24 protein-coding genes are annotated in these 26,249 nt (G+C 64.2%); 21 read left to right on the top strand and 3 right to left on the bottom strand.

The window, feature by feature from the left end:
* Position 1 precedes the first annotated feature (1 nt).
* The 16 genes from D886_RS0108315 (at position 2) to D886_RS0108245 (ending at position 13,690) form a co-directional block, all read left to right on the top strand.
* Entirely contained in the window at positions 2 to 544 is a 543-nt protein-coding gene (locus D886_RS0108315; RefSeq protein WP_027593469.1) for a pilus assembly protein, read from the top strand.
* Positions 531 to 1,094, top strand: a complete 564-nt coding sequence (pilO, locus tag D886_RS0108310) for a type 4a pilus biogenesis protein PilO (RefSeq protein ID WP_027593468.1) — start codon at positions 531 to 533, stop codon at positions 1,092 to 1,094. The genes D886_RS0108315 and pilO overlap by 14 nt, the downstream gene beginning before the upstream one ends.
* Entirely contained in the window at positions 1,094 to 1,603 is a 510-nt protein-coding gene (locus tag D886_RS0108305; RefSeq protein WP_027593467.1) for a hypothetical protein, read from the top strand. The genes pilO and D886_RS0108305 overlap by 1 nt, the downstream gene beginning before the upstream one ends.
* A complete protein-coding gene (locus tag D886_RS0108300) occupies positions 1,600 to 3,465 on the top strand; it encodes a secretin N-terminal domain-containing protein (protein ID WP_027593466.1) in 1,866 nt (621 codons plus the stop codon). Before D886_RS0108305 ends, D886_RS0108300 begins: the two co-directional genes overlap by 4 nt.
* Entirely contained in the window at positions 3,462 to 3,935 is a 474-nt protein-coding gene (locus tag D886_RS0108295; RefSeq protein WP_033694024.1) for a type II secretion system protein, read from the top strand. The genes D886_RS0108300 and D886_RS0108295 overlap by 4 nt, the downstream gene beginning before the upstream one ends.
* Before the next feature lie 5 nt (positions 3,936 to 3,940).
* Positions 3,941 to 4,315, top strand: coding sequence for a type II secretion system protein (locus D886_RS0108290; protein ID WP_027593464.1), 375 nt, complete (start codon positions 3,941 to 3,943; stop codon positions 4,313 to 4,315).
* Positions 4,290 to 4,817, top strand: a complete 528-nt coding sequence (locus tag D886_RS0108285) for a type II secretion system protein (protein ID WP_027593463.1) — start codon at positions 4,290 to 4,292, stop codon at positions 4,815 to 4,817. Before D886_RS0108290 ends, D886_RS0108285 begins: the two co-directional genes overlap by 26 nt.
* Positions 4,814 to 5,215: a curli production assembly/transport protein CsgE gene (gene csgE, locus D886_RS0108280; RefSeq protein ID WP_027593462.1), complete on the top strand. Its 402-nt coding sequence runs from the start codon at positions 4,814 to 4,816 to the stop codon at positions 5,213 to 5,215. Before D886_RS0108285 ends, csgE begins: the two co-directional genes overlap by 4 nt.
* Entirely contained in the window at positions 5,212 to 5,625 is a 414-nt protein-coding gene (locus tag D886_RS0108275) for a curli assembly protein CsgF (RefSeq protein ID WP_027593461.1), read from the top strand. Before csgE ends, D886_RS0108275 begins: the two co-directional genes overlap by 4 nt.
* Positions 5,626 to 5,659: 34 nt before the next feature.
* On the top strand, positions 5,660 to 6,511 hold the full coding sequence (locus D886_RS0108270; RefSeq protein ID WP_027593460.1) for a CsgG/HfaB family protein: 852 nt from the start codon (positions 5,660 to 5,662) through the stop codon (positions 6,509 to 6,511).
* A gap of 593 nt (positions 6,512 to 7,104) precedes the next feature.
* Positions 7,105 to 7,500, top strand: coding sequence for an RHS repeat-associated core domain-containing protein (locus D886_RS26830; protein ID WP_050580733.1), 396 nt, complete (start codon positions 7,105 to 7,107; stop codon positions 7,498 to 7,500).
* Between the two features lie 34 nt (positions 7,501 to 7,534).
* Positions 7,535 to 7,900 (top strand): hypothetical protein, encoded by a 366-nt coding sequence (locus D886_RS28190; protein ID WP_155951411.1) that lies wholly within the window; start codon positions 7,535 to 7,537, stop codon positions 7,898 to 7,900.
* A 192-nt stretch (positions 7,901 to 8,092) separates the two neighbouring features.
* The gene (locus D886_RS0108260) at positions 8,093 to 10,003 is read left to right on the top strand and encodes a sigma-54-dependent Fis family transcriptional regulator (RefSeq protein ID WP_027593459.1); all 1,911 of its coding nucleotides are present in this window, start codon (positions 8,093 to 8,095) and stop codon (positions 10,001 to 10,003) included.
* Position 10,004: 1 nt separating this feature from the next.
* Entirely contained in the window at positions 10,005 to 11,738 is a 1,734-nt protein-coding gene (locus tag D886_RS0108255; RefSeq protein WP_027593458.1) for an ABC transporter ATP-binding protein, read from the top strand.
* Complete coding sequence (locus D886_RS0108250; RefSeq protein WP_027593457.1) at positions 11,728 to 12,405, top strand: peptidase S8; 678 nt, start codon at positions 11,728 to 11,730, stop codon at positions 12,403 to 12,405. The genes D886_RS0108255 and D886_RS0108250 overlap by 11 nt, the downstream gene beginning before the upstream one ends.
* The gene (locus D886_RS0108245) at positions 12,398 to 13,690 is read left to right on the top strand and encodes an NAD(P)/FAD-dependent oxidoreductase (protein WP_027593456.1); all 1,293 of its coding nucleotides are present in this window, start codon (positions 12,398 to 12,400) and stop codon (positions 13,688 to 13,690) included. The genes D886_RS0108250 and D886_RS0108245 overlap by 8 nt, the downstream gene beginning before the upstream one ends.
* A 36-nt stretch (positions 13,691 to 13,726) precedes the next feature.
* Here D886_RS0108245 and D886_RS0108240 read toward each other — a convergent pair whose 3' ends face one another.
* Both D886_RS0108240 and D886_RS0108235 read right to left on the bottom strand, forming a co-directional pair.
* Positions 13,727 to 15,040, bottom strand: a complete 1,314-nt coding sequence (locus tag D886_RS0108240; protein ID WP_027593455.1) for a hypothetical protein — start codon at positions 15,038 to 15,040, stop codon at positions 13,727 to 13,729.
* A gap of 164 nt (positions 15,041 to 15,204) precedes the next feature.
* Positions 15,205 to 16,698: an aldehyde dehydrogenase gene (locus tag D886_RS0108235; RefSeq protein ID WP_027593454.1), complete on the bottom strand. Its 1,494-nt coding sequence runs from the start codon at positions 16,696 to 16,698 to the stop codon at positions 15,205 to 15,207.
* A 497-nt stretch (positions 16,699 to 17,195) separates the two neighbouring features.
* Between D886_RS0108235 and peaA the strand changes: the two genes are divergently transcribed.
* The 5 genes from peaA to D886_RS0108210 all read left to right on the top strand — a co-directional run bounded on the left by peaA (position 17,196) and on the right by D886_RS0108210 (position 23,523).
* Entirely contained in the window at positions 17,196 to 18,761 is a 1,566-nt protein-coding gene (peaA, locus tag D886_RS0108230) for a quinohemoprotein amine dehydrogenase subunit alpha (RefSeq protein ID WP_027593453.1), read from the top strand.
* Between the two features lie 47 nt (positions 18,762 to 18,808).
* Positions 18,809 to 20,239: a quinohemoprotein amine dehydrogenase maturation protein gene (gene peaB, locus D886_RS0108225; protein WP_027593452.1), complete on the top strand. Its 1,431-nt coding sequence runs from the start codon at positions 18,809 to 18,811 to the stop codon at positions 20,237 to 20,239.
* A 1-nt stretch (position 20,240) separates the two neighbouring features.
* Entirely contained in the window at positions 20,241 to 20,564 is a 324-nt protein-coding gene (qhpC, locus tag D886_RS0108220; RefSeq protein WP_008091708.1) for a quinohemoprotein amine dehydrogenase subunit gamma, read from the top strand.
* Positions 20,565 to 20,596: 32 nt separating this feature from the next.
* Positions 20,597 to 21,718 carry a quinohemoprotein amine dehydrogenase subunit beta gene (gene peaD / locus D886_RS0108215; RefSeq protein WP_027593451.1) on the top strand — a complete coding sequence of 374 codons (1,122 nt, stop codon included), beginning with the start codon at positions 20,597 to 20,599 and terminating at the stop codon, positions 21,716 to 21,718.
* A 131-nt stretch (positions 21,719 to 21,849) separates the two neighbouring features.
* The gene (locus D886_RS0108210) at positions 21,850 to 23,523 is read left to right on the top strand and encodes a fatty acid CoA ligase family protein (protein ID WP_027593450.1); all 1,674 of its coding nucleotides are present in this window, start codon (positions 21,850 to 21,852) and stop codon (positions 23,521 to 23,523) included.
* A gap of 36 nt (positions 23,524 to 23,559) precedes the next feature.
* Here the strand turns inward: D886_RS0108210 and uvrA are convergent, their stop codons facing one another.
* On the bottom strand, positions 23,560 to 26,076 hold the full coding sequence (uvrA, locus tag D886_RS0108205) for an excinuclease ABC subunit UvrA (protein ID WP_027593449.1): 2,517 nt from the start codon (positions 26,074 to 26,076) through the stop codon (positions 23,560 to 23,562).
* Positions 26,077 to 26,249 lie beyond the last annotated feature (173 nt).

Genomic DNA, 26,249 nt, shown 5'->3' with positions numbered 1-26,249 from the left:
CATGCGCCGCCTCGACCTGGAATTCCAGCCCCGCCGCAATGGCGCCTTGGCTTGGTCGCTGCTGGCCCTGGGCTGTGCAGGGGTGGCCGCACTGGTGCTGCTGCAACACCACCTGCAGGGCGAGCAAGACGACCTCGAAGGCCGCCTGCACAGCCTGGAGCTGCAACTGGGCCGGCGCCCAGCCACCGCTGCGCCGCAAAGCAGTGCAGCCAGCCGCGAGCAGGCCGAGCGCCTGGCGCAGATGCGCAATGTCTCGCAGCAGCTGCAACGGCCCTGGCAGCAACTGTTCGCCATGCTCGAAGCACTGCCGCAGGACGATGTGGCGCTGCTTGGCCTGACCCCGGACGCTCGCAAGGGCCAGGTCCGCATTGCCGCCGAGGCGCGCAACCTGGAGGCGATGCTGCAGTACCACCAGCGCCTGGAGGCCAGTGCCGAGCTCAGCGATGTTTCGTTGCTCAATCACGAGGTGATGGTGAGCCAGCCGGAGCACCCGGTGCGTTTCACCCTCACTGCCACCTGGGAGACCGGCCATGCGCGCCCCTGAACCGCTTAGCAGCCTGATCATTCAGGAGCACCTGCGCCGGATCGGCCCGGTGGGCCTGGCCGCCGTTGCCGTTGGCCTGCTGGTGGTCGGCGTGGCGGTGGCCGGTGTATTGCCGCAATGGCAAAGTGTGCGCGAACTGCGGGCCAGCGAGGCAGACGCCAGTGTGCAAGTGGGAAGGGTGCAACGCGGCGAGCTGAAAATCGCGGTCAAGCCCGAGCAGCAGGCCCTCGACACCCTGCGTCAGCAACTGCCCGGTCAGCCGCAGGCCAGCGAACTGATCGAGCGGCTGTATCACCTGGCCAGTGCCGAGCACATCAGCCTGGCACGCGGCGAGTACGCCCTGGGCATCGACCCGAAAACCCAGTTGGCGCGCTACCAGATCGTGCTGCCGGTCCGCGGCAGTTACCCGCAGATCCGCGGCTTCCTCAAGGGCCTGCTTGGCCAGCTGCCGACCTTGGTGCTGGAAGACCTTGAGCTGCAACGCAAACGCATCGGCGACAGCGAGCTCAACGCCCGCCTGCGCATGACCCTCTACCTGTCGAGGTCGTGATGAATACTCAACGTGGGTTGGTCTGGCTCGGGTTTCTTGGGCTTTCTGCCGCGCTGGCGTGGGCGCCTGGGCATTGGTTTGGCCAGCAAGTCGAGGACGCCCCAATCGCCGGCAAGCCGGTTCCCACAGGTTCGGGGGTGCCCATGGAACCGGTGGGAGCGGGCTTGCCCGCGAATAGGCCAGAACAGGCCTCCACCGACCTGTTCCCGAGCCAGCGCTGGACCAAACCCAAGGCCCTGGCCACCGTCACCGAACAACCGATCATCGCCACACCCGTGGTGGTTGCCGCACCCACGGCACCGGCGTTGCCCTTCCAGTTCGTCGGCCGCCTGGGCGATCGCGACGACCTGCAGGTGTTTCTGCAGAGCGGCGAAAAACTCTACGTCGTGCGCCAGGGCGACGTCATCGAAGACACCTACCGCCTCGACCGGGTCTCGGCCAACGAGCTGAGCCTGGTCTACCTGCCTTTGCATCAGTCGCAGACCTTGTCTGTCGGGAGCGCACCATGAAGTCATCGAAGCTGTGCAAGCCTGCTCCGTTCCTGCTGTTGGCGCTGTGCGTGGCCATCGCCGGCTGCGGCTCCAGTGCGGTACGCGAAGACAGCGCAGAACTGATGAAGGAGGGGCAGTACGAAGCCGGCATCGCGCGCCTGGAAGAGGCCCTGCGTGAAGACCCGCGCGACACCGAACTGAACATCGCCCTGGCCCATGGCCGCCAGGCGGCGGTCGAGGCACTGCTGAGCCAGGCCGACAGCGACCGTATCCGCCACGACTTTGCCGGTGCGCGCATGGGCTACGGCCGGGTGCTGAGCATCGAGCCCAACAACCGCCGTGCCCAGGAAGGCATCCGTCAACTGGAGCTGATCCGCACCCTCGACGAACGCGTCGCCCTCGGCCAGGCGGCCCTGCGCCAGGGCGACCTGTTCGGTGCCGAGCGCTACATGCGCGAAGTGCTGCGCCTGGACCCGCAGAACCAGAAGGGCATGACCCTGCGCAGCGACATCGAGAACGTCCAGGCACGCACTGCGCAGCCCTTCCCGCAGCTGCGCAGCAAGCTGGAGCGCCCGGTCACCCTAGAGTTTCGTGATGCCAACCTGAAGACCATCTTCGAAGTGCTGTCCCAGGTCGCTGGCATCAACTTCATCTTCGACAAAGACCTGCGCCCGGACATGAAGGCCACCATCTTCGTCCGCGACGTCCGCATCGAGGACGCCGTGGCCCTGCTGCTGGAGCAGAACCAGTTGCGCCAGAAGATCGTCAACGACAACACCCTGATGATCTACCCCGACTCGCCGCAAAAGGCCAAGGACTACCAGGAACTGGTCATGCGCACCTTCTACCTGACCAGCATCGACGCCAACACCGCGCTGAACATGGTCAAGACCATGCTCAAGACCCGCGATGTGTTCGTCGACGAGCGCCTCAACACCTTGACCATGCGCGACAGCCCCGACGCAGTGCGCATGGCCGAGAAGCTGTTGCAGTCCCAGGACCAGTCCAACCCTGAAGTGGTACTGGAAGTGGAGGTTATGGAGGTGGCCACCTCGCGCATCCTCGACCTCGGCCTGCAATGGCCCAACACCTTCGGCGTGCTGACCTCCGACGGCAAACCGGTCAGCGTGCTGGACCAGTTGCGCGGCATCGACTCCAGCCGCATCAGTATCTCGCCGGCCCCACAAGCCAAGATCAACGCCCAGGACAAGGACATCAACACCCTGGCAAGCCCGGTGATCCGCGTCAGCAACCGCGAGCAGGCACGCATCCACATCGGCCAGCGGGTGCCGATTATCAGCGCCACCTCGGTGCCGTCGACCCAGGGCCCCGTGATCACCGAAAGCGTCACCTACCTGGACGTGGGCCTGAAGCTTGAAGTGCAGCCTACCGTGCACCTGAACAACGAAGTGGCGATCAAGATTGCGCTGGAGGTCAGCAACGCCACCCCACTGGAGGCCACGCGCCAGGGCACCATTCCGGTTCAGGTCGATACCCGCAACGCCCAGACCAGCCTGCGCCTGCACGACGGCGAAACCCAGGTACTGGCCGGGCTGGTGCGTAACGACCACAACGCCAGCGGCAACAAGATCCCCGGCCTGGGCGACATCCCCGGCCTGGGCCGGCTGTTCGGCAGCAACAAGGACGACATGAGCAAGTCCGAACTGGTGCTGGCGATCACCCCGCGCATCGTGCGCAACCTGCCGTACCAGAGCCCGTCGGACATGGAGTTTGCCACCGGCACCGAGTCGAGCCTGCAAGTCCGCCAGATGGCACCGCTGCCGCCAACCGATGTACCGGGCAATACGCCGTCCGGTGACACGCCGGTAGTAGAAAGCCAAATGGCCGTGGTGCCTGCCAACGGGAGCCCACGCCCATGAAACGCCGCATGCAAGGCTTCAGCCTGATCGAGGTGGTGCTGACCCTGGCACTGCTCGGGCTGCTCGCCAGCATGGCCGCGCCGCTGACCGAAACCGTGGTGCGCCGCGGCAAGGAGCAGCAACTGCGCGAGGCGCTGTACCAGATCCGCGATGCCATCGATGCCTACAAGCGCGCCTTTGACGCCGGCTACATCGAAAAACGCCTGGATGCCAGCGGCTACCCGCCCAACCTGCAGGTGTTGGTCGACGGGGTGCGTGATGTGCGCAGTGCCAAGGGGGCCAAGTTCTACTTCCTGCGGCGCATCCCCCACGACCCGCTGCTGGCGGCCAAGGAGGACGATGAGGGGGCCTGGGGCCTGCGTGCCTACGACAGCAGTCCCGACAGCCCACGGGAAGGCGAAGACGTCTTCGACGTGTATTCCAAGGCCCGTGGCAAAGGCCTCAACAACATCCCCTACGGGCAATGGTGACGGCCATGAAACGCAGCCGAGGCTTCACCCTGATCGAACTGCTGGTGGTGATGGCGATTATCGCCACGCTGATGACCATCGCCATGCCGCGCTACTTCAACAGCCTGGAGAGCTCCCGCGAGGCCACCCTGCGCCAGAGCCTGGCAGTGCTGCGCGAGTCGCTGGACCACTTCTACGGCGACACCGGGCACTACCCCGATTCGCTTGAGCAACTGGTCGAGCTGCGCTACCTGCGCAACACCCCGGTGGATCCGATCATCGAACGCAGCGATGCCTGGCAACTGGTGCCACCGCCAGAAGGTGTGGCCGGTGGCGTGGCCGACATCAAAAGCGGCGCTACAGGGAGGGCGCGTGATGGCAGCCTCTATGCTGAATGGTAAGGCCTGTGCCGGCTTCACCTACTTGGGCGTGCTGCTGCTGATCGCGGTCAGCAGCGTGGCCCTGGCCGCCACCGGGACGGTCTGGTCGAGTGCCGCCCAGCGCGACCACGAGCGCCAGTTGTTGTGGGTCGGCAGCCAGTACGCCCAGGCCCTGCGCAGCTACTACCGGGCATCGCCGGGGCTGGCCCAGTACCCCCAGGACCTGGCCGACCTGTTGCAGGACAACCGCTTCCCCGAGGCCAAGCGGCACATCCGCAGGCTCTACCCGGACCCGATCACCAACAGCGACGACTGGGGCCTGCTGCGCTCGATCGACGGCCGTATCACCGGCGTGCACAGCCGCTCGGACGCCACCCCGTTCAAACGCAGTGGCTTTGCCGCCGAGTGGTCGGGCTTCGAAGGGCTGGAGCACTACAGCGACTGGCAGTTCGTCGCCGAGCAGGCGTTCGCCGACAGCCCCAACGGTGCCCAGCCCCATGCCGGCCCGGGAGACACGCCATGAACCGCCTGGCTGTGCTGTGCCTGAGCCTGTTGCTGGCGAGCACGCTGAGCAGCGCGCTGAAGGCGGCTGAAGAGGACGAGATGATGGGCTTTATCGTCGACAACACCATCTCGCACATCGGCCACGATTTTTACTACTACTTCGCCGACCGCCTGCGTGCCACCAGCCGCCTGGACTTCAACCTGGTGGTGCGCGAACGCCCGGATGCCCGCTGGGGCAGCCTGATCACCGTGGAGTTCGAGCGCGACGTGATGTACCGCCGCTTCCTGCCACCCAACACCACGGAACTCAAAGAAGAGGCCGTCGCGGCCGCCGACCTGGTCAAGCAGCAGATCATCCAACGCAAGTTGCAACGCCTGCTGCAGGACACCACCGATCTGGAGAGGGACGAGCTATGAAAACCCGCATTCCCCGTTGCATCGCCGCCTGCCTGCTGGCCAGCGCCTGTGCTGCCCAGGCCACCGAGCTGGTGTACACCCCGGTCAACCCGGCCTTCGGCGGCAACCCGCTCAACGGCACCTGGTTGCTGAACAACGCCCAGGCGCAGAACGACTACGACGACCCCGACCTCAAGGACCGTGCGTCTGCCTTCTCGGGCACCTCGGCCCTGGAGCGCTTCAGCAACCAGCTGGAGTCGCGGATGTTGTCGCAGCTGCTGGACAACATCAGCAATGGCAGCACCGGAAGCATGGCCACCGATGCCTTCCTGATCGACGTTATCGACGATTCAGGGGCGCTGAGCATCAAGGTCACCGACCGCGCCACAGGAGAAATTTCGATCATTGAGGTCAGCGGCCTGAACCCCTGAGAGGGAAAGGCATTTATGTTGGGGAGAGAACACCATGAAACGTCTGCTGAGCACGCTGCTAATCCTCACCGCCCTTGGCCTGCAAAGTGGTTGCAGCCTGCGCGAACCCATGTCGGCCGAACAGGACTCGGAAACCCCGACCCTGACCCCGCGCGCCTCGACCTATTACGACCTGATCAACATGCCACGCCCTAAAGGCCGGCTGATGGCGGTGGTGTATGGCTTCCGCGACCAGACCGGGCAGTACAAACCCACCCCGGCCAGTTCGTTCTCGACCAGCGTCACCCAAGGCGCGGCGAGCATGCTGATGGACGCCCTGAGCGCCAGTGGCTGGTTCGTGGTGCTGGAGCGTGAAGGCCTGCAGAACCTGTTGACCGAACGCAAGATCATCCGCGCCTCGCAGAAGAAGCCGGATGTTGCAGAGAACATCATGGGCGAACTGCCGCCGCTGCAGGCCGCCAACCTGATGCTTGAAGGCGGCATCATCGCCTATGACACCAACGTGCGCAGTGGCGGGGAAGGGGCGCGTTACTTAGGCATAGACATCTCCCGCGAGTACCGCGTCGACCAGGTGACCGTGAACCTGCGCGCAGTCGATGTGCGCACCGGGCAGGTGCTGGCCAACGTCATGACCAGCAAGACCATCTACTCGGTTGGGCGCAGTGCCGGGGTGTTCAAGTTCATCGAGTTCAAGAAGTTGCTGGAGGCGGAGGTGGGGTATACTACCAATGAGCCGGCGCAGCTGTGCGTGCTGTCGGCGATCGAGGCGGCGGTGGGGCATTTGCTGGCGCAGGGGATCGAGCGGCGGTTGTGGCAGGTGGCGGGGGATGCGGGGGATGGCAAGGCAACGGTGGACAAGTACCTGAGTCAGTATCAGCAGCCGTGATCGACCTTGAGGGCCTCTTCGCGGGTGAACCCGCTCCCACAGGTACTGCGTCGCTCTTGAAATCACGCTATCCCTGTGGGATATCAGCCAGCCCTTTGGGCAGCGCTTTCGCTCACAGAGCTAGTATCGCAAGCGATTTGCTGACTCTGTGGGAGCCGGCTTGCCGGCGATGCAGGCGACGCGGTTCATGGCACCGGCTTTGCCGGTGATCGCTGGAAAGCCAGCTCTCACAAGTCCCTGCTTGAATCAGCGGTCATTGCAGGATTAGGGGGAGGTCCAGTGTTGGCAATTAATCGAGTCAGTCCCAGTTGCGGTAAACATTAGGCAAAGGCGTTTTGCGGCCTAAGCTCTCTCGCGAATTTGAGTTTTGTCACCTGACATTTTTGCCAGTAGTCGGAAGTTTCAGCCTGACGTAACGTGCCAGGGAGTAGTAATTCAATTGTCTAATGCACTCAGGCTTATTCGAGAAGGGGTGTGCGCAAATATTATTACAGGGTAAGTAAGTGACGCTACAGCTCGCTGAAGCGCAGGCAGCGCAGCATGCTGCGCGCTGAGACTGAGTGTTGAGTGAATGAGGTAGAAAGGAGATGCCGATGCGTGCGTTATTGCTGGCGGTGGATGGGAAAAACTCTGTACTGAAAGGAACGGTGACGCACTCCTACAGCACGTATGGGTTCGAAGATCTGACATCGAAAGCGTCGTTGATTGGTTTCAATGGTGAGCACCGTGATGGTGCTTCTGGGTGCGATTTACTAGGGCGTGGCAGGCGGGCTTATAGCCCCGTATTGATGCGTTTCATCTCGCCTGACACCTTGAGCCCGTTCGCTGAAGGTGGTTTGAATGCTTATATGTACTGCGGCGCAGACCCCGTCAACTACTCAGATCCGAGTGCGATGATGAGGGGGAACTACTGCGCGAGAAAAAGGGCACGTCAATGGGGGCAGTCAAAACGGGGGAAAGCGTTCGCCCCTACAAAACAAGGCGATTGATCGCCGTAATAAAAAAACCTCAGGTTCATCGAAGGTGCGTAAAAAAGCGGATGCATCGTTTAGCACAGAGCCAGAATTTTGGGAAGCTCTGAGGGGAACAAAGGAGGCGACGACAGCCCATATTGCGGAATATATGGTAGATATGTACAAGGCTGGAGTTGCAAACCGTGAAAGAGGCATCCCCCACGAGGTATTGGTGAGCGCTGTTCAGTATAAAATTGAAAGTAAAATCCATAGTTTGTATGGCTGGTCGGGTTGGAATGAGCTTGTTGAATCTGGACAGTATGGTAATAAATACTCGGCTAGAAGATCGCTTGAGCAAAGCGTCGATCGTGTTGCCAAATTTTTAATAGAAATACATTCAGTTGCCGAGTCTGTAGACACAGTGCGAGCCCCCTGAAACCCCATCGCGGCTCGGTTCCAAGCTGAACAAACGCAGCCTGCTCTACAAAGCGAAGACCTCCCTCCACGAGGACGCCCAACCAAACTCTCCCGACAGCAGCCTGATGACGCCAGGCCATTTCTCCCGCACACTGCGCAAAATTCCCAAGCCCGTTCCCCTCTACCGTGCGGGGCGCAGCCGGAGTAGAAAATGGCGCGACAACTAATAACAAACGCCCAAGACCCGCTACACGAATCCCGCCAGGCCCGGCTCAAGCTGGCCAGCGAAGGCGAGCTGCCACTGGGCATGCTGCGCGATGAAATCGACGCGTCCTGGCGCCGCAGCCTGGGCCATGGCCTGGATTGCCTGCAAGGCGAGCAGGTCGGCCTGGGCCTGGAGCAAGGCCATGACCTGCGCATGCTGCTGGAGCGCAACCGCTTGCTGGTCGATGCCGTCACCCCCGAGCTGGATTACCTGGTCTCGCGCCAGGGCAAGGCGGGCATCATCATCCTCGGTGATGCCCAGGCCAACGTGCTGGCCATCGAAGGCCAAACCCACGTGCTCAGCCGCGAAGGCCTGCGTGACCTGCACCCAGGCAGTTGCTGGAGCGAATCCCTACGTGGCACCAATGCCATCGGCACGGCCGTGGTAGAAGGGCGGCCGACCTTGATCAACTGCGGTGAACACTACCTCGATCGCCTCAGCCCGTTCTCTTGCACCTCGGTGCCGCTGCGTGACCCGCGGGGCGAGGTGATCGGTGTGCTCGACATCACCCGCGAAGGCGTGATGGCGCAGCCGCAGGACAGCCTGTCGACGCTGATGCTGGCAGCCGGCAACATCGAAGGCCGGCTGTTCGGCCTGTGCCATCCCGAGCAACTGGTGCTGGCCTTCCATAGCCGCCCGCAGTACCTCAACAGTGCCTGGCACGGTCTATTGGCATTGAGCCTGGACGGCGAAGTGCTGGCGGCCAACGACAGTGCCTGCCAATTGTTGCAGGTGCCGCGCCAGGACCTCATTGGCCGGCGTAGCAGCGACCTGCTCGGCGAGCGCTCGCCGGCCTTCATCGCCCGGCTGTGGCAGGGCGGTGTCAGCAGTGTGCAGACGGCCAAGGGCGAGTTCTTCTTCCGCGCGTTGCAACTGCCACGTCACGGCCAGCTGAACGGCAGCGTGGCGGTGAGCAAGCCGACGCTGGCCAACACGTCACCCGCGCTCGATGCACTGGCCGGTGGCGACCCACGCCTGGCGCGCAACCTGCGCATGGCCCGCCAAGGTCTGGGCAACGGCCTGCCGGTGCTGCTGCTGGGTGAGACCGGCACCGGCAAGGAAGTCGTCGCCCGGGCCTTGCACCAGGCCAGCCCGCGGGCCGACAAGCCGTTCGTGGCGGTTAACTGCGCGGCCATTCCCGAAGGGCTGATCGAATCCGAACTGTTTGGCTACCGCGAAGGGGCGTTCACCGGCTCACGCCGTGGCGGCATGGTCGGGCGGCTGATGCAGGCCCATGGCGGCACGCTGTTCCTCGACGAGATCGGCGACATGCCGCTGGCCCTGCAGGCCAGGCTGTTGCGGGTGCTGCAAGAGCGCCGCGTGGCGCCGCTGGGCGCGGGTGACGAGCAGGACATCGACGTGGCGCTGATCTGCGCCACCCACCGCGACCTCAAACGCCTGGTGCTTGAACAGCATTTTCGCGAAGACCTCTATTACCGGGTCAATGGCGTCTCGCTGCGCCTGCCGGCCCTGCGCGAGCGTGACGACCTGGCCGGGATCATCCAAGGGCTGCTGGACAAGTCCGGTGCCAAGGGCGTGAGCCTGGACCCGGCGCTCAGCGCCTTGCTCGAAGGCTTCGACTGGCCAGGCAACATCCGCCAGCTGGAGATGGTCGTGCGCACCGCGCTGGCCATGCGCGAGGACGGTGAGCAGGTGCTGACCCTCGATCACCTCACCGATTGCCTGCTCGATGAACTGGCCAGCGGCACGACGCCGTCCGGCAGCCTCAAGGACAATGAACTGGAGCTGATTCGCAGCGCCCTGGGCCGCCACCAGGGCAACGTCTCGGCCGCCGCCGAGGCCCTGGGTATCAGCCGGGCGACGCTGTACCGCAAGCTCAAGCAGTTGCGTAGCTGACATGGGTGGTTTGTTCGCAAGGCTGGTAGAGACCAGCGACCCTGTCCTCATGCGTCAGGCGTTGGCCTGGCTGTATGGTTTCGTCCGCCCCCATCGACGCGCCATCGGTGTGCTGCTGGGCTTGTCCTTGGGCGCGTCACTGCTGGCCCTGGCGCAACCCTGGCTGGTCAAGACACTGATCGACGAAGGCCTGTTGGCCAAGGACTACCAGACCCTCTGGCACATGGCGGCGATCATGATCACTGCGGGCCTGCTGGGCACCGTGCTGGCCGGGGTCAACCGCTACCTGCATACGCGATTGTCCGGGCGCATTCTGTTCGCGCTGCGTGATGACCTTTACCGCCACCTGCAACAGTTGTCGCCCACTTTTTACGGGCGGCGGCGCATCGGCGATATCCTTTCGCGGCTGGATGGCGACGTCGCCGAAATCCAGCGCTTTGCCGTGGACTCGCTGTTTTCAGCGGTGTCTGCCGTGATCGGGCTGATGGGGGCGGTGGCCTTGATGCTGATGTTGTCTTGGCAGCTGTCGCTGTTGCTGGCGCTGCTGATCCCGATCGAGGTGCTGTGGTTGCGCTGGATGCGGCGCAAGGTCGAGCGCGAGGTGCGCAGCCTGCGTGAGCGCTCGGCCGATGTGTCGTCGTTTCTGGTCGAGACACTGCCGGCCATGAAGTTCATTCAGGCCGCGGGCCAGCAGGGGCGCGAAGCCGGGCGCCTGGACCAGTTGGGTCAGGGCTACATGAGCCAGTTGCTCAAGGTGCAGGTGACCGAGTTCTTTACCCAGGCGATACCCGGCACGCTGACCTCCTGGTGCCGCGCCTGCGCCTTTTTGGTAGGCGGCTGGTGGGTGATTCAAGGTACCTGGCAACTGGGCGCGCTGATCGCGTTTTCCACGTACATGGGCATGGCAGTCGGGCCGGTGCAAAGCCTGTTGGGCTTGTATGTGGCGGTGCAGCGCATGGCCGTGAGCTTGGGCCGGGTAATGGAGCTTAAGCAAGAAGCCGTTGCCGTGCGCCAGGCGGACACGCCGCAGCCGATACCAGACGGGCCAGGTGAATTGCGCCTGGAGGCCTTGCACTTCGCCCATGACGGGCGCCAAGGCGCGGTGCTGAGCGACGTGAATATCTGCGTGCCGGGTGGCCTGAAGGTCGCCATCAGCGGCGCCTCTGGGGTCGGCAAGTCGACCTTGATCGATCTGTTGCAACGGTTCTACGACCCGGACGCCGGGCGCATCCTGCTGGATGGCACCGACCTGCGCGAACTCGACCTGGCGGCGCTGCGTCGGCGCATTGCCGTGGTCAGCCAGGACATCGTGCTGTTCCGTGGCACCCTGGCGCAGAACCTTGCCTACGGGGTGCCCGAAGCCAGCCGTGCCGAGCTTGAGCGGGTGGTGCGCCTGGCGCGCCTGGACAGCCTGGTCGAAAGCCTGCCCTTGGGGCTGGACGGGCTGTTGGGCGAGCGTGGCCAGCAGCTGTCTGGCGGGCAGAAGCAACGTATCGCCATTGCCCGCGCGGTGTTGCAGGCCCCTGCGATCCTGGTGCTGGACGAGGCCACGTCGGCGGTAGACGAAGCGACCGAGCGCGAAGTGATCGCGGCCATCGACCAGCTGTTTGCCGGGCGCACGCGCATTCTGATCAGCCACCGAGCCTCGACCCTCGCCGATGCCGACTTGCATTTGCACCTGCATGATGGGCAACTGAAGGTGTTGCCCCAGGAGGCCATCAAGCATGGGCAATGAGTTGCGTGTCGGGGTCATCGACAGCGGTTGCTCGTCGGACCAAGCACTGGATTTGCTGGGCGCACGGCGTTTCTGGCTTGAGGACGGCCAGCTGCGCGAAGGCGAAGCGTTGCCCGACCAACTAGGCCACGGCAGTGCCATTGTTGCAGGCCTGCTGCGTGAGTCTGGCCCGGTGCCGCTGTTGCTGGCCCAGGTGTTTTCTGCGCAGGCGAGCACCAGTGCGTTGCAGGTGGCCGCCGCATTGTTATGGCTGGTGGAAGAGGGGGCGACGCTGATCAACCTTAGCCTCGGCCTGCTGCAGGACCGGCCCGTGCTGCACCAGGCCTGCGCCGAGGCCCAGGCGGCTGGCGTGCTGCTGTGCGCCTCCAGCCCGGCGCAGGGTGGGGCGGTGTACCCGGCCAGTTACCCGGGCGTGATTCGCATGACCGGCGATGCGCGTTGTGCACCGGGGCAGTGGTCCTGGCTGGGCACTGCACAGGCGGACTTCGGTGGCCATGTCGGCGCCGGTGGCCTGGCAGGGGCAAGCCTGGGTTGTGCTGCGCTGAGCGGGCGCGTTGCAGCGTTATTGCGTGAGCGGCCCGGCCTGGGGCGGCAGCAGGTGTTCGACTGGCTGCGTGCCCATGCCGCATTCAGCGGCCCTGAGCGGCGAGGTGCCGAGGATGAGTGAGCCGCACATCGTGGTGCTGGGTGCCGGGCCTGCGGGGGCCGCCACGGCAATCGGCCTGCGCCGCCTGGGCTACCCGGTCACGGTGGTGTCTGACTGGCGCCGCTTTGCTGCCGTGGAAGGCGTTTCGCAGCGGGTGCTGGAAGGTCTGCGCCACGCGGGCCTGGGCGGGGCCCTGAGCGAGGCGGCGATGCCAGCGACACGTCAGGTGCGCTGGAATGGCGAGCACCTGCAGATGAACCAGGAGTTTCTGCTCGACCGGCAACGCTTCGACCGTGCCTTGCGTGCTGACCTTGCACGGGCGGGAGTGACGCTGGTTGAAGGGCGCATCCGTGAGGTGGCGCGTGCCGAGGGTCATCAGGTGCGCCTGGACGACGGGCAAACGCTGCAGGCTGAATTCCTGGTTGAGGCGCGTGGGCGCCAGGCACCGTTGGCAGCTGACCGCATGCGCGGACCTGAGACGATCAGTTTGCTCAACCTCTGGCATGACGCCCCTGGCGCACCGGCTTCGGCGGTGGAAAGCCTGGATGACGGTTGGGCCTGGATGGCCAGGTTGGCCGATGGGCGCTGTTATTGGCAGATTACCCTCGATGCCCAAGGGGTGCCGACCAAGGCCGCCCTGCCTGAGTACTGCGCCACACGGCGCCGTGACTCGGCGTTAGTGGCCGAATTGTTCGGGGCGCAGGCGATGGAACCTGCACAGGTACATGCCCGTAGCAGTACCGCGATACTGGCCGGCGAATGTGTGGGGGATGACTGGATACGGGTGGGGGATGCTGCAATGGCGGTTGACCCACTCTCGGGGAACGGGATTTTCCAGTCGCTGTCGTCGGCGCTGCAGGCGCCTGTGGTGATCAATACCCTGTTGCGACGGCCCGAGCGGGCTGCGCTGGCGCGCCAATTTCATCAACAGCGGGTTGAGCAGTTGTTCATGCGCTTTGCCCGTATTGGGCGGGATTTTTATGGTCAGGAGCAGACACGCGCCGGGCTGCCGTTCTGGGCGCGTCGGCGGGGTTGGCCCGATGCCCAGCCGCTGCATTTGGCGGCCGATTGGCAGTCAGTGCAGGTAGCGCGCAGGCCGGTGTTGCGTGAGGGTTTTGTGGATGAGGCCGAGGTGGTAGTGACGGCGGATCAGCCGTTGGGGGTTTGGCATTTGCAGGGGGTGGAGCTGGCGCCGGTGGTGCGCGCGGTGCTGGCTGGGCAGGCGTTGGATGAGGTCATGAGCAGCCACTCCGAGGCGCAACGGATGATGCTGCGGCGGTGGCTGGCGGAGCAGGGCAGGCCCTGAGACCCAGGGGCCGCACAGCGGCCCCAAGATCCTCAGTCAGAAGAACGTCCCGACCACCAACTGCATATACGTCCCGGTATCGCGGCTACCCATCTGCGTACCGCCATTCGCCGCACTGCGCTCCGGCTTGTAGAACCCCACCAGCGGGCTGATCAGCAGGTGCTCGTTGACCATCCATTCCACATACAGGTCCAGCTCACGCCCACCCAGGTTGCCCTGGTCGGTGTCAAGTGTGTCGAAGTCGAAGTACAACGCCCCCACCGTCAGGTTGTCACGCGGCTTGCCTTTGAGCGCGACGTGGTGCACCTGGCTGTTCTTGTTGAAAGGCCCGGCATAGTTGGCGGCCACCTCGCCCTGAAACCAGGTGCCGTAGCCGCGGCTCAGGCCATAGAACAGCGGGTCGAAGTCTTCCGAAAAACGGCTGTAGCGGTAGGTGGCGGTTGGCGTCCAGGGCAGTTCGGAAAACGTCCAGTTACCCTCCAGGTACCAAGCGTTCTCGCGCCCGCCTGTGCGGTCTTGGGTGACGTATTCGCCGGCCAGTTCCAGGTCCTTGACCCCCAGGTTACCGCGCCCGCGCAGGCTGACTGTGTCCATGCCGTCGCGGTGCTGCAGGCCCATGATCTGCGCGTAGCGCTGGTCGACGTCGAGGCCGCGGATCCAACTGAGCCCGACTGTGCCAGCGTCGGCGACATGCTCGATGTTGGTCACCGCCATCGACGTGTCGGCCTGGTAATGGTTGTCGGATTTGAGCCACATCAGGTCGCCACGCCAGCCTTGCTTGCCGCCCAGGCGCAGCACGGCGGTGCGGTCGAAAGCTTTGCGTGCGGCCAGGTAATAGGCGCCGCCGCGGTCGAAGTTGGCGCCCAGGTCGACCTTGCCCAGGTTGACCGGGTCGCCCTGGATCAGGAAACCATCGCCCAGGGTCACCACCTGACGGCCACCGGAGAGGTCGATGCCATCTTCGCCCAGGGCCGGGAACAGGTTGGCTGAGCGCCAGCCCAGGTACAGGTCTTCGAGGGCGGTGCGGCGTTCGTCGCCGAGGGTCAGGCCTGCAGCGTCGCCATCACCCCAGGTGGCGGAGCTGAGCAGGTTGACGGCGCCATACAGTGCGCCGCTCTCGGCCAGGGCCTGGCTGCCGCTTAGGCCGTATTTGACGTAGCCCTCGCGCCAGTTGCTGCTGCCGGGTTGGCGGTTGCCGGCCTGGTTGTAGCTTTCGTCGCTGTGGAAGACGCCGAACAGGGCTTCGAGGTCGGCGTTGAGGGTGGTGCCGTTTTGGTTGTAGAGCTCGTGGGCTTGGGTGAGGGTTGGGGTGAACAAAAGTGCCAACATGCAGGCGAGCGTGTGCTTCATGGTGTGCTCCATGTTTTTGTTGTTGTGTTGTGTTGTGTTGTGTTGTGTTGTGTTGTGTTGGGTTGCCTGTGCCGGCCTTTTCGCAGCACAAGGCTGCTCCTACAGGGACCGCGTGCTTTTGTAGGCGCAGCTTTGTGCGGCGAGGAGGCCGGTTTAGGAAAAGATCAGAGCTTGATCAACACTGACTTCAGCTCGGTGTAATACTCGATGGCCGACGCGCCCATCTCGCGGCCGACGCCTGACATCTTGTAGCCACCAAACGGCAACGCCGGGTCGAGTGCGCTGTGGCAGTTGACCCACACCGAGCCCGACTTGATACGCGGGATCATCCGGTGCACCGCCCCCAGGTCGTTCGACCAGATACTCGCCCCTAGCCCGTAGGGGTTGTCGTTGGCCATGCCAATCACTTCGTCGAGGTCATCGAAGGGCATAGCCACCAGCACCGGCCCGAAGATTTCTTCCTGCACCAGGCGATGACGCTGGTCGACATCGACGATCACCGTTGGCTTGACGAAGTAACCCGGCCCGAAGCCTTCGCCGCCGCAGGCAATGGTCGCGCCCAGCTCACGGCCGAGTTCGATGTAGCCGGTGACACGGTCCTGCTGCTTGGCCGAGATCAACGGGCCCATCTGTACCGAAGGGTCCAGCCCGCTGCCCAGCTTCATGCCATTGGCGATACCGGCGATGTCGGCGATCACGTTGTCGAAGTGCTTGCGGTGCACATACAGCCGGGAGCCTGCGCAGCACACTTGGCCCTGGTTGAAGAAGATAGCTGTGGCAGCGCCGGCAGCGGCTTCCTGCAGGTTGGCGTCGGGCATGACGATGGTCGGCGACTTGCCGCCCAGTTCCAGGGTGACGCGGGTCATGTTGTCCATGGCCGCTTTGCCGATCAGCTTGCCGACCTCGGTAGAGCCGGTGAAGGTCAGCTTGTCGACGCCGGGGTGGCGGCTCAGGGCTGCGCCGGCATTCAGGCCGGTGCCGGTGATCACGTTGAACACGCCTGCCGGGTAGCCGGCTTCCTCGATCAGCTCGGCCAGTTTCAGTGCAGTCAGAGGGGTTTCGTCGGCCGGTTTGAGCACCACGGTGCAGCCCGTGGCCAAGGCTGGGCCCAGCTTCCAGCAGGCCAGTAGCAGCGGGAAGTTCCAGGCGACAATGGCACCTACCACGCCTACCGCCTCGCGGCGGACAAAGCCGTGGAACTGGTCGTTGGGCATCAAAGGCATCGAGGCTTCGACGGTGCTACCCTCGATCTTGGTGGCCCAGCCGGCCATGTAGCGCAGGAAGTCGATGGCCAATTGCACGTCCATGACCTTGGCCACTGCGGCGCTCTTGCCGTTGTTCAGGCACTCAAGCTCCGCCAGTTGTTGCGCGTCACGCTCCATCAGGTCGGCCAGGCGCCACAGCATGTTCTGCCGCTCACGCGGGCGCAGGCGGCTCCAGGGCGAGTCGTCGAAGGCTTGGCGCGCGGCCCGCACGGCGCGGTCGACATCGTCGGCGTCGGCGGCGGGTACTTCGCCCAGCACCTCGCCGGTGGCCGGGTTGCGGAACGACAGGGTGCGACCGCTGGCGGCGTCCTGCCAGTCGGCGCCGATGCGCATTTTCAGTTTGCGTTCGAGGAAGGCGCGGGTGGCGGGCAGGATGGGCAGTTCGGAAAGCATGGGGCGGTGCCTCTTGTCATTGGAATGTGAGCGAGGCTTGCGCAATGGGCGTGCCAAGGTCGTTGATGGGCCGCAAGGCCTTGAGGCGACTGGGGTTTGCCACAGTGCAAGGGCGTAATTGCAGGGTTGCGCTGTTGCACATTGAGACTGTGTGAGACGGTGGTGAAACAGTGGCTATACCGGCCTCTTCGCGGGGCAAGCCCGCTCCCACAGGGATAGAGCCGAACCCAGCCGCTGCGGCGTTTCGGTGGGAGCGGGCTTGCCCCGCGAATGGCCTGCAGAGCAGGCCCTGTCTCAGGATGAAACACCCTGTCGCGAAATGGCACGCTTCGGCTCTACCCCGGCGTGCCTGCGCAACCACGCGAAACCTACTAAGAGGCTGAAATACAACAACTTTTCAGCATGTGGCACAGTTTCTGTATCACGACTGTCACATGCACACCTGCTGTACCAAAGCGTGCGAGAACGATAAGAACAACAACCGTGGAGGTCTGACCTTGAAGACGACTCGACTCCGCCGGCATGCGGGCAAACTGGCGCTGGTCGCCGCCGCGCTGCTGAGCACCCAGGCCATGGCGGCCGAGCAGGGCCCTAACCTGTTGCAAACCAAGTGCATGGGGTGCCATATCCCCGAAGGCAACGACACCTACAGCCGTATCAGCCATCAGCGCAAAACGCCGGAAGGCTGGCTGATGAGCATCGCCCGCATGCAGGTCATGCACGGCCTGCAGATCAGCGACGATGACCGGCGTACCCTGGTCAAGTACCTGGCCGACAAGCAGGGGCTGGCGCCCAGCGAGACCGATGGCGTGCGCTACGCCATGGAGCGGCGGCTTAACACCGTCGAACACTTCGACCAACAGCTCAGCGAAACCTGTGGCCGTTGCCACTCCGGTGCCCGCGTTGCCCTGCAGCGTCGCCCGGCCCAGGAGTGGGAACACCTGGTCAACTTCCACCTCGGCCAATGGCCGTCTCTCGAATACCAGGCCCAGGCGCGTGACCGTGACTGGCTTGAAATCGCCCTCAAGCAAATGGTGCCGGACCTGGCCAAGCGCTTCCCGCTCGACAGCCCGGCCTGGGCAGAATGGCAACAGGCCAGGCCCAAGGCCGATGCCTTGCCAGGGCAGTGGGCGTTCAGCGGTCACATGCTGGCCAAAGGCGATGTCCGTGGGGTGATGACGGTCAGTGCAGGGGAGGCTGACACCTTCAAGGTCGAGGTCAAAGGCAGCTACGCCGACGGCACGCCGTTCAATGGCAGCGGCTCGGCGATCCTTTACAACGGCTATGAATGGCGCGGCAACGTGAAGGTGGGCGACAGCAACCTGCGCCAGGTATTCGCGGCGCTGGATGGCGAGATGAAAGGCCGCATGTTCGAGGCCGATCACGACGAGCGCGGCCTGGACTTCAGCGCGGTGAAAGACGGCAAGGCACGCCTGTTGGCAGTGCAACCGGCCTTCATCAAGGTGGGCAGCGAAAGCGAGATCACCCTGGTCGGCAGCGGCCTGACGGGCAAGCCGGAACTGGGCGCAGGTGTTGAAGTGACAGAAGTGCTGGAGGCCACCCCGACCCTGGTGCGGGTCAAGGCGCGCGCGGCGGCAGACGCCAAGCCAGGCCAGCGAGACGTTGCAGTGGGCGCACTCAAGGGCGTCAACCTGGCGGTTTACGACAAGGTCGACGAGGTCAAGGTGGTGCCAGGGTTCTCCATTGCCCGCATCGGCGAAAACGGCGCGTCCGTGCCGAAGGTGCAGGGGCGCTTCGAAGCCGAAGCCTGGGGCAAGGATGCCAGCGGCCAGCCGCTGCGCATCGGTTACCTGCCCGCCCAATGGAAGGTCGAGCCGTTCAACGAGCGTGCCGTCGAGGACGAGGACGTCAAGTTCGCCGGGCAGATGCAGGCCGACGGCGTCTTCGTACCCGGCGGTGCGGGGCCTAACCCGGCACGCAAGATGATGACCAACAACGCTGGCAACCTGAAAGTCATCGCCACCCTGGCTGACGGCGGCCAGACCGGCGAGGGCCACATGATCGTCACCGTCCAACGCTGGAACAACCCGCCCTTGCCATAAGGCAGGTGTGAACGCGTTTTCCAACGGATCGATTATCGGAGGTCGCCATGGGCGCACTATTGAACCTGGTCGAACGCAACCTGCATGAAGTGCAGGTGGATGCCGACCGCATGCTGTTTCACATCCCTAGCAGTTCGCTGTTCGCCACCGACGCGGTGACCGGCGGCATCATCGACACCCTGCGCCAGCAAGGCTGCTCCGCCGAGGAGCTGATGCAGCGCCTCGGTCAGCAGTTTGCCGGCGCCGACATCCAGGACACCCTGCGCGAGCTGATCGCCCTGGAAGTGGTCAGCGACGGCTCACCACTGACGCCGGAAATCGCCCTCAAGCAGGTCGAGCGCACGGCCTTGAACACGGTGGTGCTCAACGTCAACACCGGCTGCAACCTCAGCTGCACCTATTGCTACAAGGAAGACCTGGACAAACCCTCTGCCGGCAAGAAGATGAGCACCGCTACCGCCGAGGCCTCGGTGGAGATGCTGCTCAAGGAGTCCCCTGACGAGCAACGCTACAGCGTGGTGTTCTTCGGCGGCGAGCCGTTGTCCAACCGGCCTTTGATCGAGCACATGGTCGCTTACTGCGAGCGGCGTTTCGCCGAGGCCGGCAAGCAGGTGGAGTTCATCATGACCACCAACGCCACCTTGCTCACCGAAGAGATCATCGACTGGCTCAACGCCCACCGTTTCGGGTTGTCGATCAGCATCGACGGGCCGAAGACCGTGCACGACCGCAACCGCATCACCGTGGGCGGGCAGGGCACCTATGACGTGGTGCGGCGCAAGGCCGAGATGCTGCTGTCACGCTATACTAGTCGCCCGGTGGGGGCACGGGTCACCCTGACCCGTGGCATCACCGATGTCGAGACCATCTGGAATCACCTGTTCAACGAGATGGGCTTTGCCGAAGTCGGCTTCGCCCCGGTGACCTCGGGCGACCTGTCGGCATTCAACCTCACCAGCGACGAACTGGTGCAGGTGTTCGCCAACATGAAGGCCCTGGGCCGTCGCTACCTGGAAGCCGCGCTCGAGCACCGCAACATCGGCTTTTCCAACCTGCACCAATTGATCACCGACATCCACGAGGGCCACAAGAAGGCCCTGCCGTGCGGCGCCGGGCTGAAAATGCTGGCGGTAGACCATGAAGGTGAATTGAACCTGTGCCACCGCTTCACCGGCTCCAGCCTGCCGACGTTCGGCAACGTGCACCAAGGGGTGAAACAGGCCCAGCTCAATGACTTCCTGTCGCAACGCCTGGACCGCAGCAACACCGGCTGCGAGAGCTGCCGTATTCGCAACCTGTGCTCCGGAGGCTGCTACCACGAGAGCTATGCCCGCTACGGCGACCCGCAGCACCCGACCTACCACTACTGCGAGCTGATGCGCGACTGGGTCGACTTCGGCATCGAGGTCTACAGCCGCATCATGGCCGCCAACCCGGCCTTCATCGACCGCTACATCACCCCGCGGAAGGCGCACTGACATGAAGCACTTGAAGCCCCTGAACAACAAGGCGCGCATCCTTGAGCAGGCCGCTGCCGAAGACCGTGTCGAAGAAGTCATGGCGATGAGCGCGGTGGCAGGCTGTACCGCCACCACCGACCCGGGTTGGGAAGTGGACGCCTTTGGTGGCGTGAGCTCGCTGTGCCAGCCTATGGAAGCCGACCTTTACGGCTGTTCCGACCCTTGCTGGTGGCCAGCGCAGGTGCCGGACATGATGAGCACCTACCAGGACTGGAACGCCCAGGCGACCAACTCACAGGACGACTGGCGCAACCTCGGCACCGTGTTCCCGAAAGACAAGTGACCGGCCCAACAAGAATGACAAGGGGAAACCGCATGAAACCTGGACTCTGCGCGCAGCTCGCGCTCACCGTCGCCGCCACGGCCAGCGCCTGGGCGGTACAGGCTGACGACACCGGGCCGGCCTTGAAGGCTGGCCATGAATACCTGATCGTGACCAACTACCCGAACAACCTGCATGTGGTGGATGTGGCCAGCGATGCGCTGTACAAGAGCTGCCGCATGCCCGATGCGTTCGGCCCCGGCACCGCGATGATGGCGCCGGATAACCGTACCGCCTACATCCTCAACAACCACTACGCCGACATCTACGGCATCGACCTGGACACCTGCAAGACCACCTTCCACGCCAACTTGTCCAGCGTGCCTGGGGAAGTCGGCAAGTCGATGTATTCGTTTGCCATCAGCCCTGATGGCAAAGAGGTGTATGCCACCGTCAACCCGACCCAGCGCCTGAACGATCACTATGTGGTCAAGCCGCCGCGCCTGGAGGTGTTCCGCACGGCCGATGGCCTTGATGCGAAACCGGCGCGTACCTTCCCGATGCCGCGCCAGGTGTACCTGATGCGCGCTGCTGACGATGGCAGCTTGTTCGTGGCGGGCCCGGACATCTACAAGATGGACGTGCAAACCGGCAAGTACGAGGTGGCATTGCCGCTGCGTACTTGGAACCGGCCCGGCTACAGCGCCCCGGATGTGCTGTATTTCTGGCCGCATCAGAGCCCTCGGCACGAGTTCTCGATGCTCTACACCATTGCCAAGTTCAAGGACGAAAAGCAGGACCCGAATACCGCCGAACTGCTTTACGGTTACCTGAGTGTCGACCTGAAAACCGGCAAGACACACACCCAGGAATTCGCCGACCTGACCGAGCTGTACTTCACCGGGTTGCGCTCGCCGAAGGACCCGAACCAGATCTACGGCGTGCTCAACCGCCTGGCGCGGTATGACATCAAGGAACGCAAGCTGATCAAGGCGGCTAACCTTGAACACACCTACTACTGCGTGACCTTCGACAAGAAGGGCGACAAGCTGTACCTGGGCGGCACCTTCAATGACCTGGCGGTGTTCGACCCCGAAACGCTGCAGAAGGTGAAGAACATCAAGCTGCCAGGTGGGGACATGTCGACCACTACGCCGCAGGTGTTTATCCGCTAGATACAAGGTGGACTTACCGGCCTCTTCGCAGCACAAGGCTGCTCCTACAGGCCACCGCGTTCCATTGTAGGAGCAGTCTTGTGCTGCGAAGAGGCCGGTTCAAACAACACAAGAACAACAAGAGAACGCCCATGCCCCAGCCAAGCTATTCCCAGGGCAACCAGGACAAACCCCTGCTGACCCACTGCATCGGCGACGCCTTCGACACCACCGTGGCCCGCTTTCCCGACCGCGAAGCCCTGGTGGTCCGCCACCAGGCCTTGCGCTACACCTGGCGGCAACTGGCCGAGGCGGTCGACCAGCACGCGCGCGCCCTCATGGCATTGGGCGTGCAAGCCGGCGACCGCCTGGGCATCTGGGCGCCCAACTGTGCCGAGTGGTGCATCACCCAGTTCGCCAGCGCCAAAGTCGGTGCGATCCTGGTCAACATCAACCCAGCCTACCGCGCAAGCGAGCTGGACTACGCCCTGGGTCAGGCGGGTTGCCGCTGGGTGATCTGCGCAGATGCCTTCAAAACCTCCGACTACCATGCCATGCTGCTGGGCCTGATCCCGGGCCTTGCCGAGGGCCACCCGGGCGCGCTGGCCTGTGAGCGGTTCCCCGAATTGCGCGGGGTCGTGAGCCTGGCCGCCTCACCGCCACCGGGTTTTCTCGCCTGGCATGCCCTGCAGGCCCGCGCCGACGCCATCAGCGCCGAAGCCTTGGCCACCCGCCAGGCGCAACTGCACAGCGATGACCCGATCAACATCCAGTACACCTCCGGCACCACCGGCTTCCCCAAGGGCGCCACGCTGAGCCACAGCAACATCCTCAACAACGGCTACATGGTGGGCGAAAGCCTGGGCTTGACCGAGCACGATCGGCTGGTGGTGCCGGTGCCGCTGTACCACTGTTTCGGCATGGTCATGGCCAACCTGGGTTGCATGACTCACGGCAGCACGTTGATTTACCCCAACGACGCCTTCGACCCACTCGCCACGTTGCGCGCAGTGGCCGAGGAAAAGGCCACCGCGCTGTACGGCGTGCCCACCATGTTCATCGCCGAACTGGACCACCCGCAACGCAGTGCCTTCGACCTGTCGAGCCTGCGCACCGGCATCATGGCCGGCGCCACCTGCCCGATCGAAGTGATGCGACGGGTCATCGACGAGATGCACATGGCCGAGGTACAGATCGCGTACGGCATGACTGAAACCAGCCCAGTGTCCTTGCAAACCGGGGCCAATGACGACCTGGAGCGCCGCGTGACCAGCGTCGGCCGCACCCAGCCACGGTTGGAGAACAAACTCATCGATGCCGATGGCCGCACAGTGCCGCGTGGTGAAATCGGCGAACTGTGCACCCGCGGCTACAGCGTAATGCTGGGGTACTGGAACAACCCCAAGGCCACGGCCGAAAGCATCGATGCCGAGGGCTGGATGCACACCGGTGACCTGGCGGTAATGGACGAGCAGGGTTATGTGCGCATCGTCGGGCGCAGCAAGGACATGATCATTCGGGGCGGCGAGAACATCTACCCACGTGAGCTGGAAGAGTTCTTCTTCACCCATCCAGCGGTGGCCGATGTGCAGGTGATTGGTGTGCCCTGCAGCAAGTATGGCGAGGAGATCGTCGCCTGGGTGCGCTTGCACCCGGGGCATGCAGCCACCGAAGACGAGCTGCGTGACTGGGCGCGGGCGCGGATTGCGCACTTCAAGGTGCCGCGCTATTTCCGCTTCGTCGATGAGTTCCCGATGACGGTGACCGGCAAGGTGCAGAAGTTTCGCATGCGCGAGATCAGCATTGCGGAACTGTCGGCGGGCTAATGGCATGGGCACCGGCGAGGCCGGTGCCCAGCACCGCTACAACGCCTTGGCCAGGAAGCTGGCGGTACGGCTTTCAACGCACCCGGCGACGGCCTGCGGTGTGCCACTGGCCACGACCTTGCCCCCCGCATCCCCAGCCCCCGGCCCGATATCGATCACCCAGTCGCTTTGCGCCACCACGCGCATGTCATGTTCGACCACCACCACGCTATGCCCGGCATCCACCAGACGGTTGAGTTGTACCAAGAACCGGTCGATATCCTGGGGATGCAGCCCGTTAGTGGGTTCATCCAGTACATACAACGTCGCCCCGCGCGCCGTGCGCTGCAACTCGGTGGCCAGCTTGATGCGTTGCGCTTCACCGCCAGACAGCTCCGTAGCCGGTTGGCCCAGGCGCAGGTAACCCAGGCCGATATCCTGCAGCACTTGCAGGCTGCGCCGTACCGACGGCTGTTCGGCGAACACCGCCAGGGCGTGTTCAACGGTCAGTTGCAGCACCTGGGCGATGTTCATCCCTTGCCAGGTCACCGCCAGTGTCTCGGGGTTGTAGCGGGCACCGTGGCAGGTCGGGCAGGGCGCGTAGACACTGGGCATGAACAACAGCTCGACGCTGACAAACCCTTCGCCCTCGCAGGTTGCACAGCGGCCCTTGGCGACGTTGAAGGAGAAACGCCCGGCATCGAAGCCTTGCGCCTTGGCGTGGTCGGTGGCAGCAAACAGTTTGCGCACGGCGTCGAACAGCCCGGTGTAGGTGGCCAGGTTGGAGCGGGGTGTACGGCCGATAGGTTTCTGATCGACCTGCACCAGGCGCTTGATGCTGCCCAGCCCTGCATTTACCCGGCCGCTGCTGGTTTGTTCGGGGTCGTCCTCCAGGCTCTGTTCTTCGCGCTCGGCAGGCTGTTGGGCATGGCCCAGGTGCGCGCCGACCAGCTCCAGCAGCGCCTGGCTGACCAGGCTGGATTTGCCCGAACCGGAAATACCCGTCACGGCGGTGAAGCACCCCAACGGGAACTGAGCGCTGAGGTTGTCGAGGTTGTTACGGGTGATGCCTTCCAGCGCTAGCCAATCCTGCGCCTGGCGCGGTGTGCGAACGGCCTGGGCGTGCTCGCCGAACAGGTAGGCGCGTGTGCACGATTGCTCGACCCGGGCGAGCCCCTCGGGCGGGCCGCTGTAAAGGATGGTGCCGCCGTGTTCGCCGGCGGCAGGGCCAACATCCACCAACCAGTCGGCGCGGCGCATGGTGTCGAGGTCGTGCTCCACCACATAGACCGAGTTGCCGGCCTGTTTCAGGCGCTGCAAGGCCTCGAACAAGGCCTCGCTGTCGGCAGGATGCAAGCCGGCCGAAGGCTCGTCGAGCACATAGATCACGCCGAACAGTTGTGAGTTGAGCTGGGTGGCCAGGCGCAGCCGCTGCAGCTCACCTGAGGACAGGCTTGGGGTACTGCGCTCCAGGGCCAGGTAGCCCAGCCCGAGGTCGAGCAGGGTGTCGATGCGCGCCAGCAACTCATGGGCGATACGTTGGGCGGCCAGGCGTTTTTCCAGGGTCAGGTCGTCCTGGTGCTGCTTCAGGTAGGCCGGCGCCGCCACCGTGCGGAACACCTCGGCCAGCGCCTGCAACGAGAGGTGCGACAGCTCGGCGATGTCCAGGCCTGCGAAGGTTACGCTCAGCGCTTCGCGCTTGAGGCGTTTGCCCGCGCACAGCGGGCAGGGGCTTGGCCGCATGAACTGCGACACGCGCTTGCGCATCTGCGCGCTTTGCGAGTGCATGAAGGTGTGCAGTACGTAGCGCCGGGCGCCGCTGAACGTGCCCTGGTAGCTGGGTTCCTGCTTGCGCTTGAGAGCGGCGCGGGTTTGCGCCGGGGTCAGGCCGGCGTACACCGGGGCGGTGGGGGTTTCTTCGGTGAACAAGATCCAGTCGCGCTGCGCTTGTGGCAAGTCGCGCCAGGGAATATCGACGTCATAGCCCAGGGTTACCAGGATGTCGCGCAGGTTCTGGCCCTGCCAGGCCATGGGCCAGGCCGCCACCGCGCGCTCGCGGATGGTCAGTGAAGGGTCCGGGACCAGGGTTGCCTCGGTCACTTCATAGACGCGGCCCAGGCCGTGGCATTCGGGGCAGGCGCCCTGGGGGGTGTTGGGCGAGAAGTCTTCGGCATACAGCATCGCGTGCCCGGCCGGGTAATGGCCGGCGCGCGAGTAAAGCATGCGGATCGAGCTGGACAGCGTCGTCACGCTGCCCACTGAGGACCGCGCGCTGGGCGTGCCGCGTTGCTGTTGCAGGGCCACCGCTGGCGGCAGGCCTTCGATGGCGTCCACATCGGGCACGCCAACCTGGTCGATCAGGCGCCGGGCATAGGGCGCGACGGATTCGAAGTAGCGGCGCTGGGCTTCGGCATACAGGGTGGAGAAGGCCAGCGAAGACTTGCCAGAGCCCGATACGCCGGTGAACACCACCAGCGCGTCGCGGGGGATATCGACATCGATGTTCTTGAGGTTGTGCTCGCGGGCGCCACGGACGCGGACGAAACCGGCAGGGCTTGGGTGACGTTGTGGCATTGGGCACTCCTTGGCTGGGGAGGGGGCACGGTAGCAGTGTTTTGGGATTTGTAGGTGCTTGCCTTGAGGTTTTCAGCGCCTGGCAGATCGAGCGCCGCGCGGGCGGCGCTCGATCGCCTAGGCGCTAAAGATCTCAACCCGTACCCCTGGCGGCCCTCATGCAATCCCCCATG

Source organism: Pseudomonas sp. LAIL14HWK12:I7, from assembly GCF_000483465.1.
GTDB lineage: Bacteria > Pseudomonadota > Gammaproteobacteria > Pseudomonadales > Pseudomonadaceae > Aquipseudomonas > Aquipseudomonas kermanshahensis.
The sequence above is the reverse complement of the archived record's forward strand: the minus strand, read 5'-3'. Positions and strand labels throughout refer to the sequence as shown.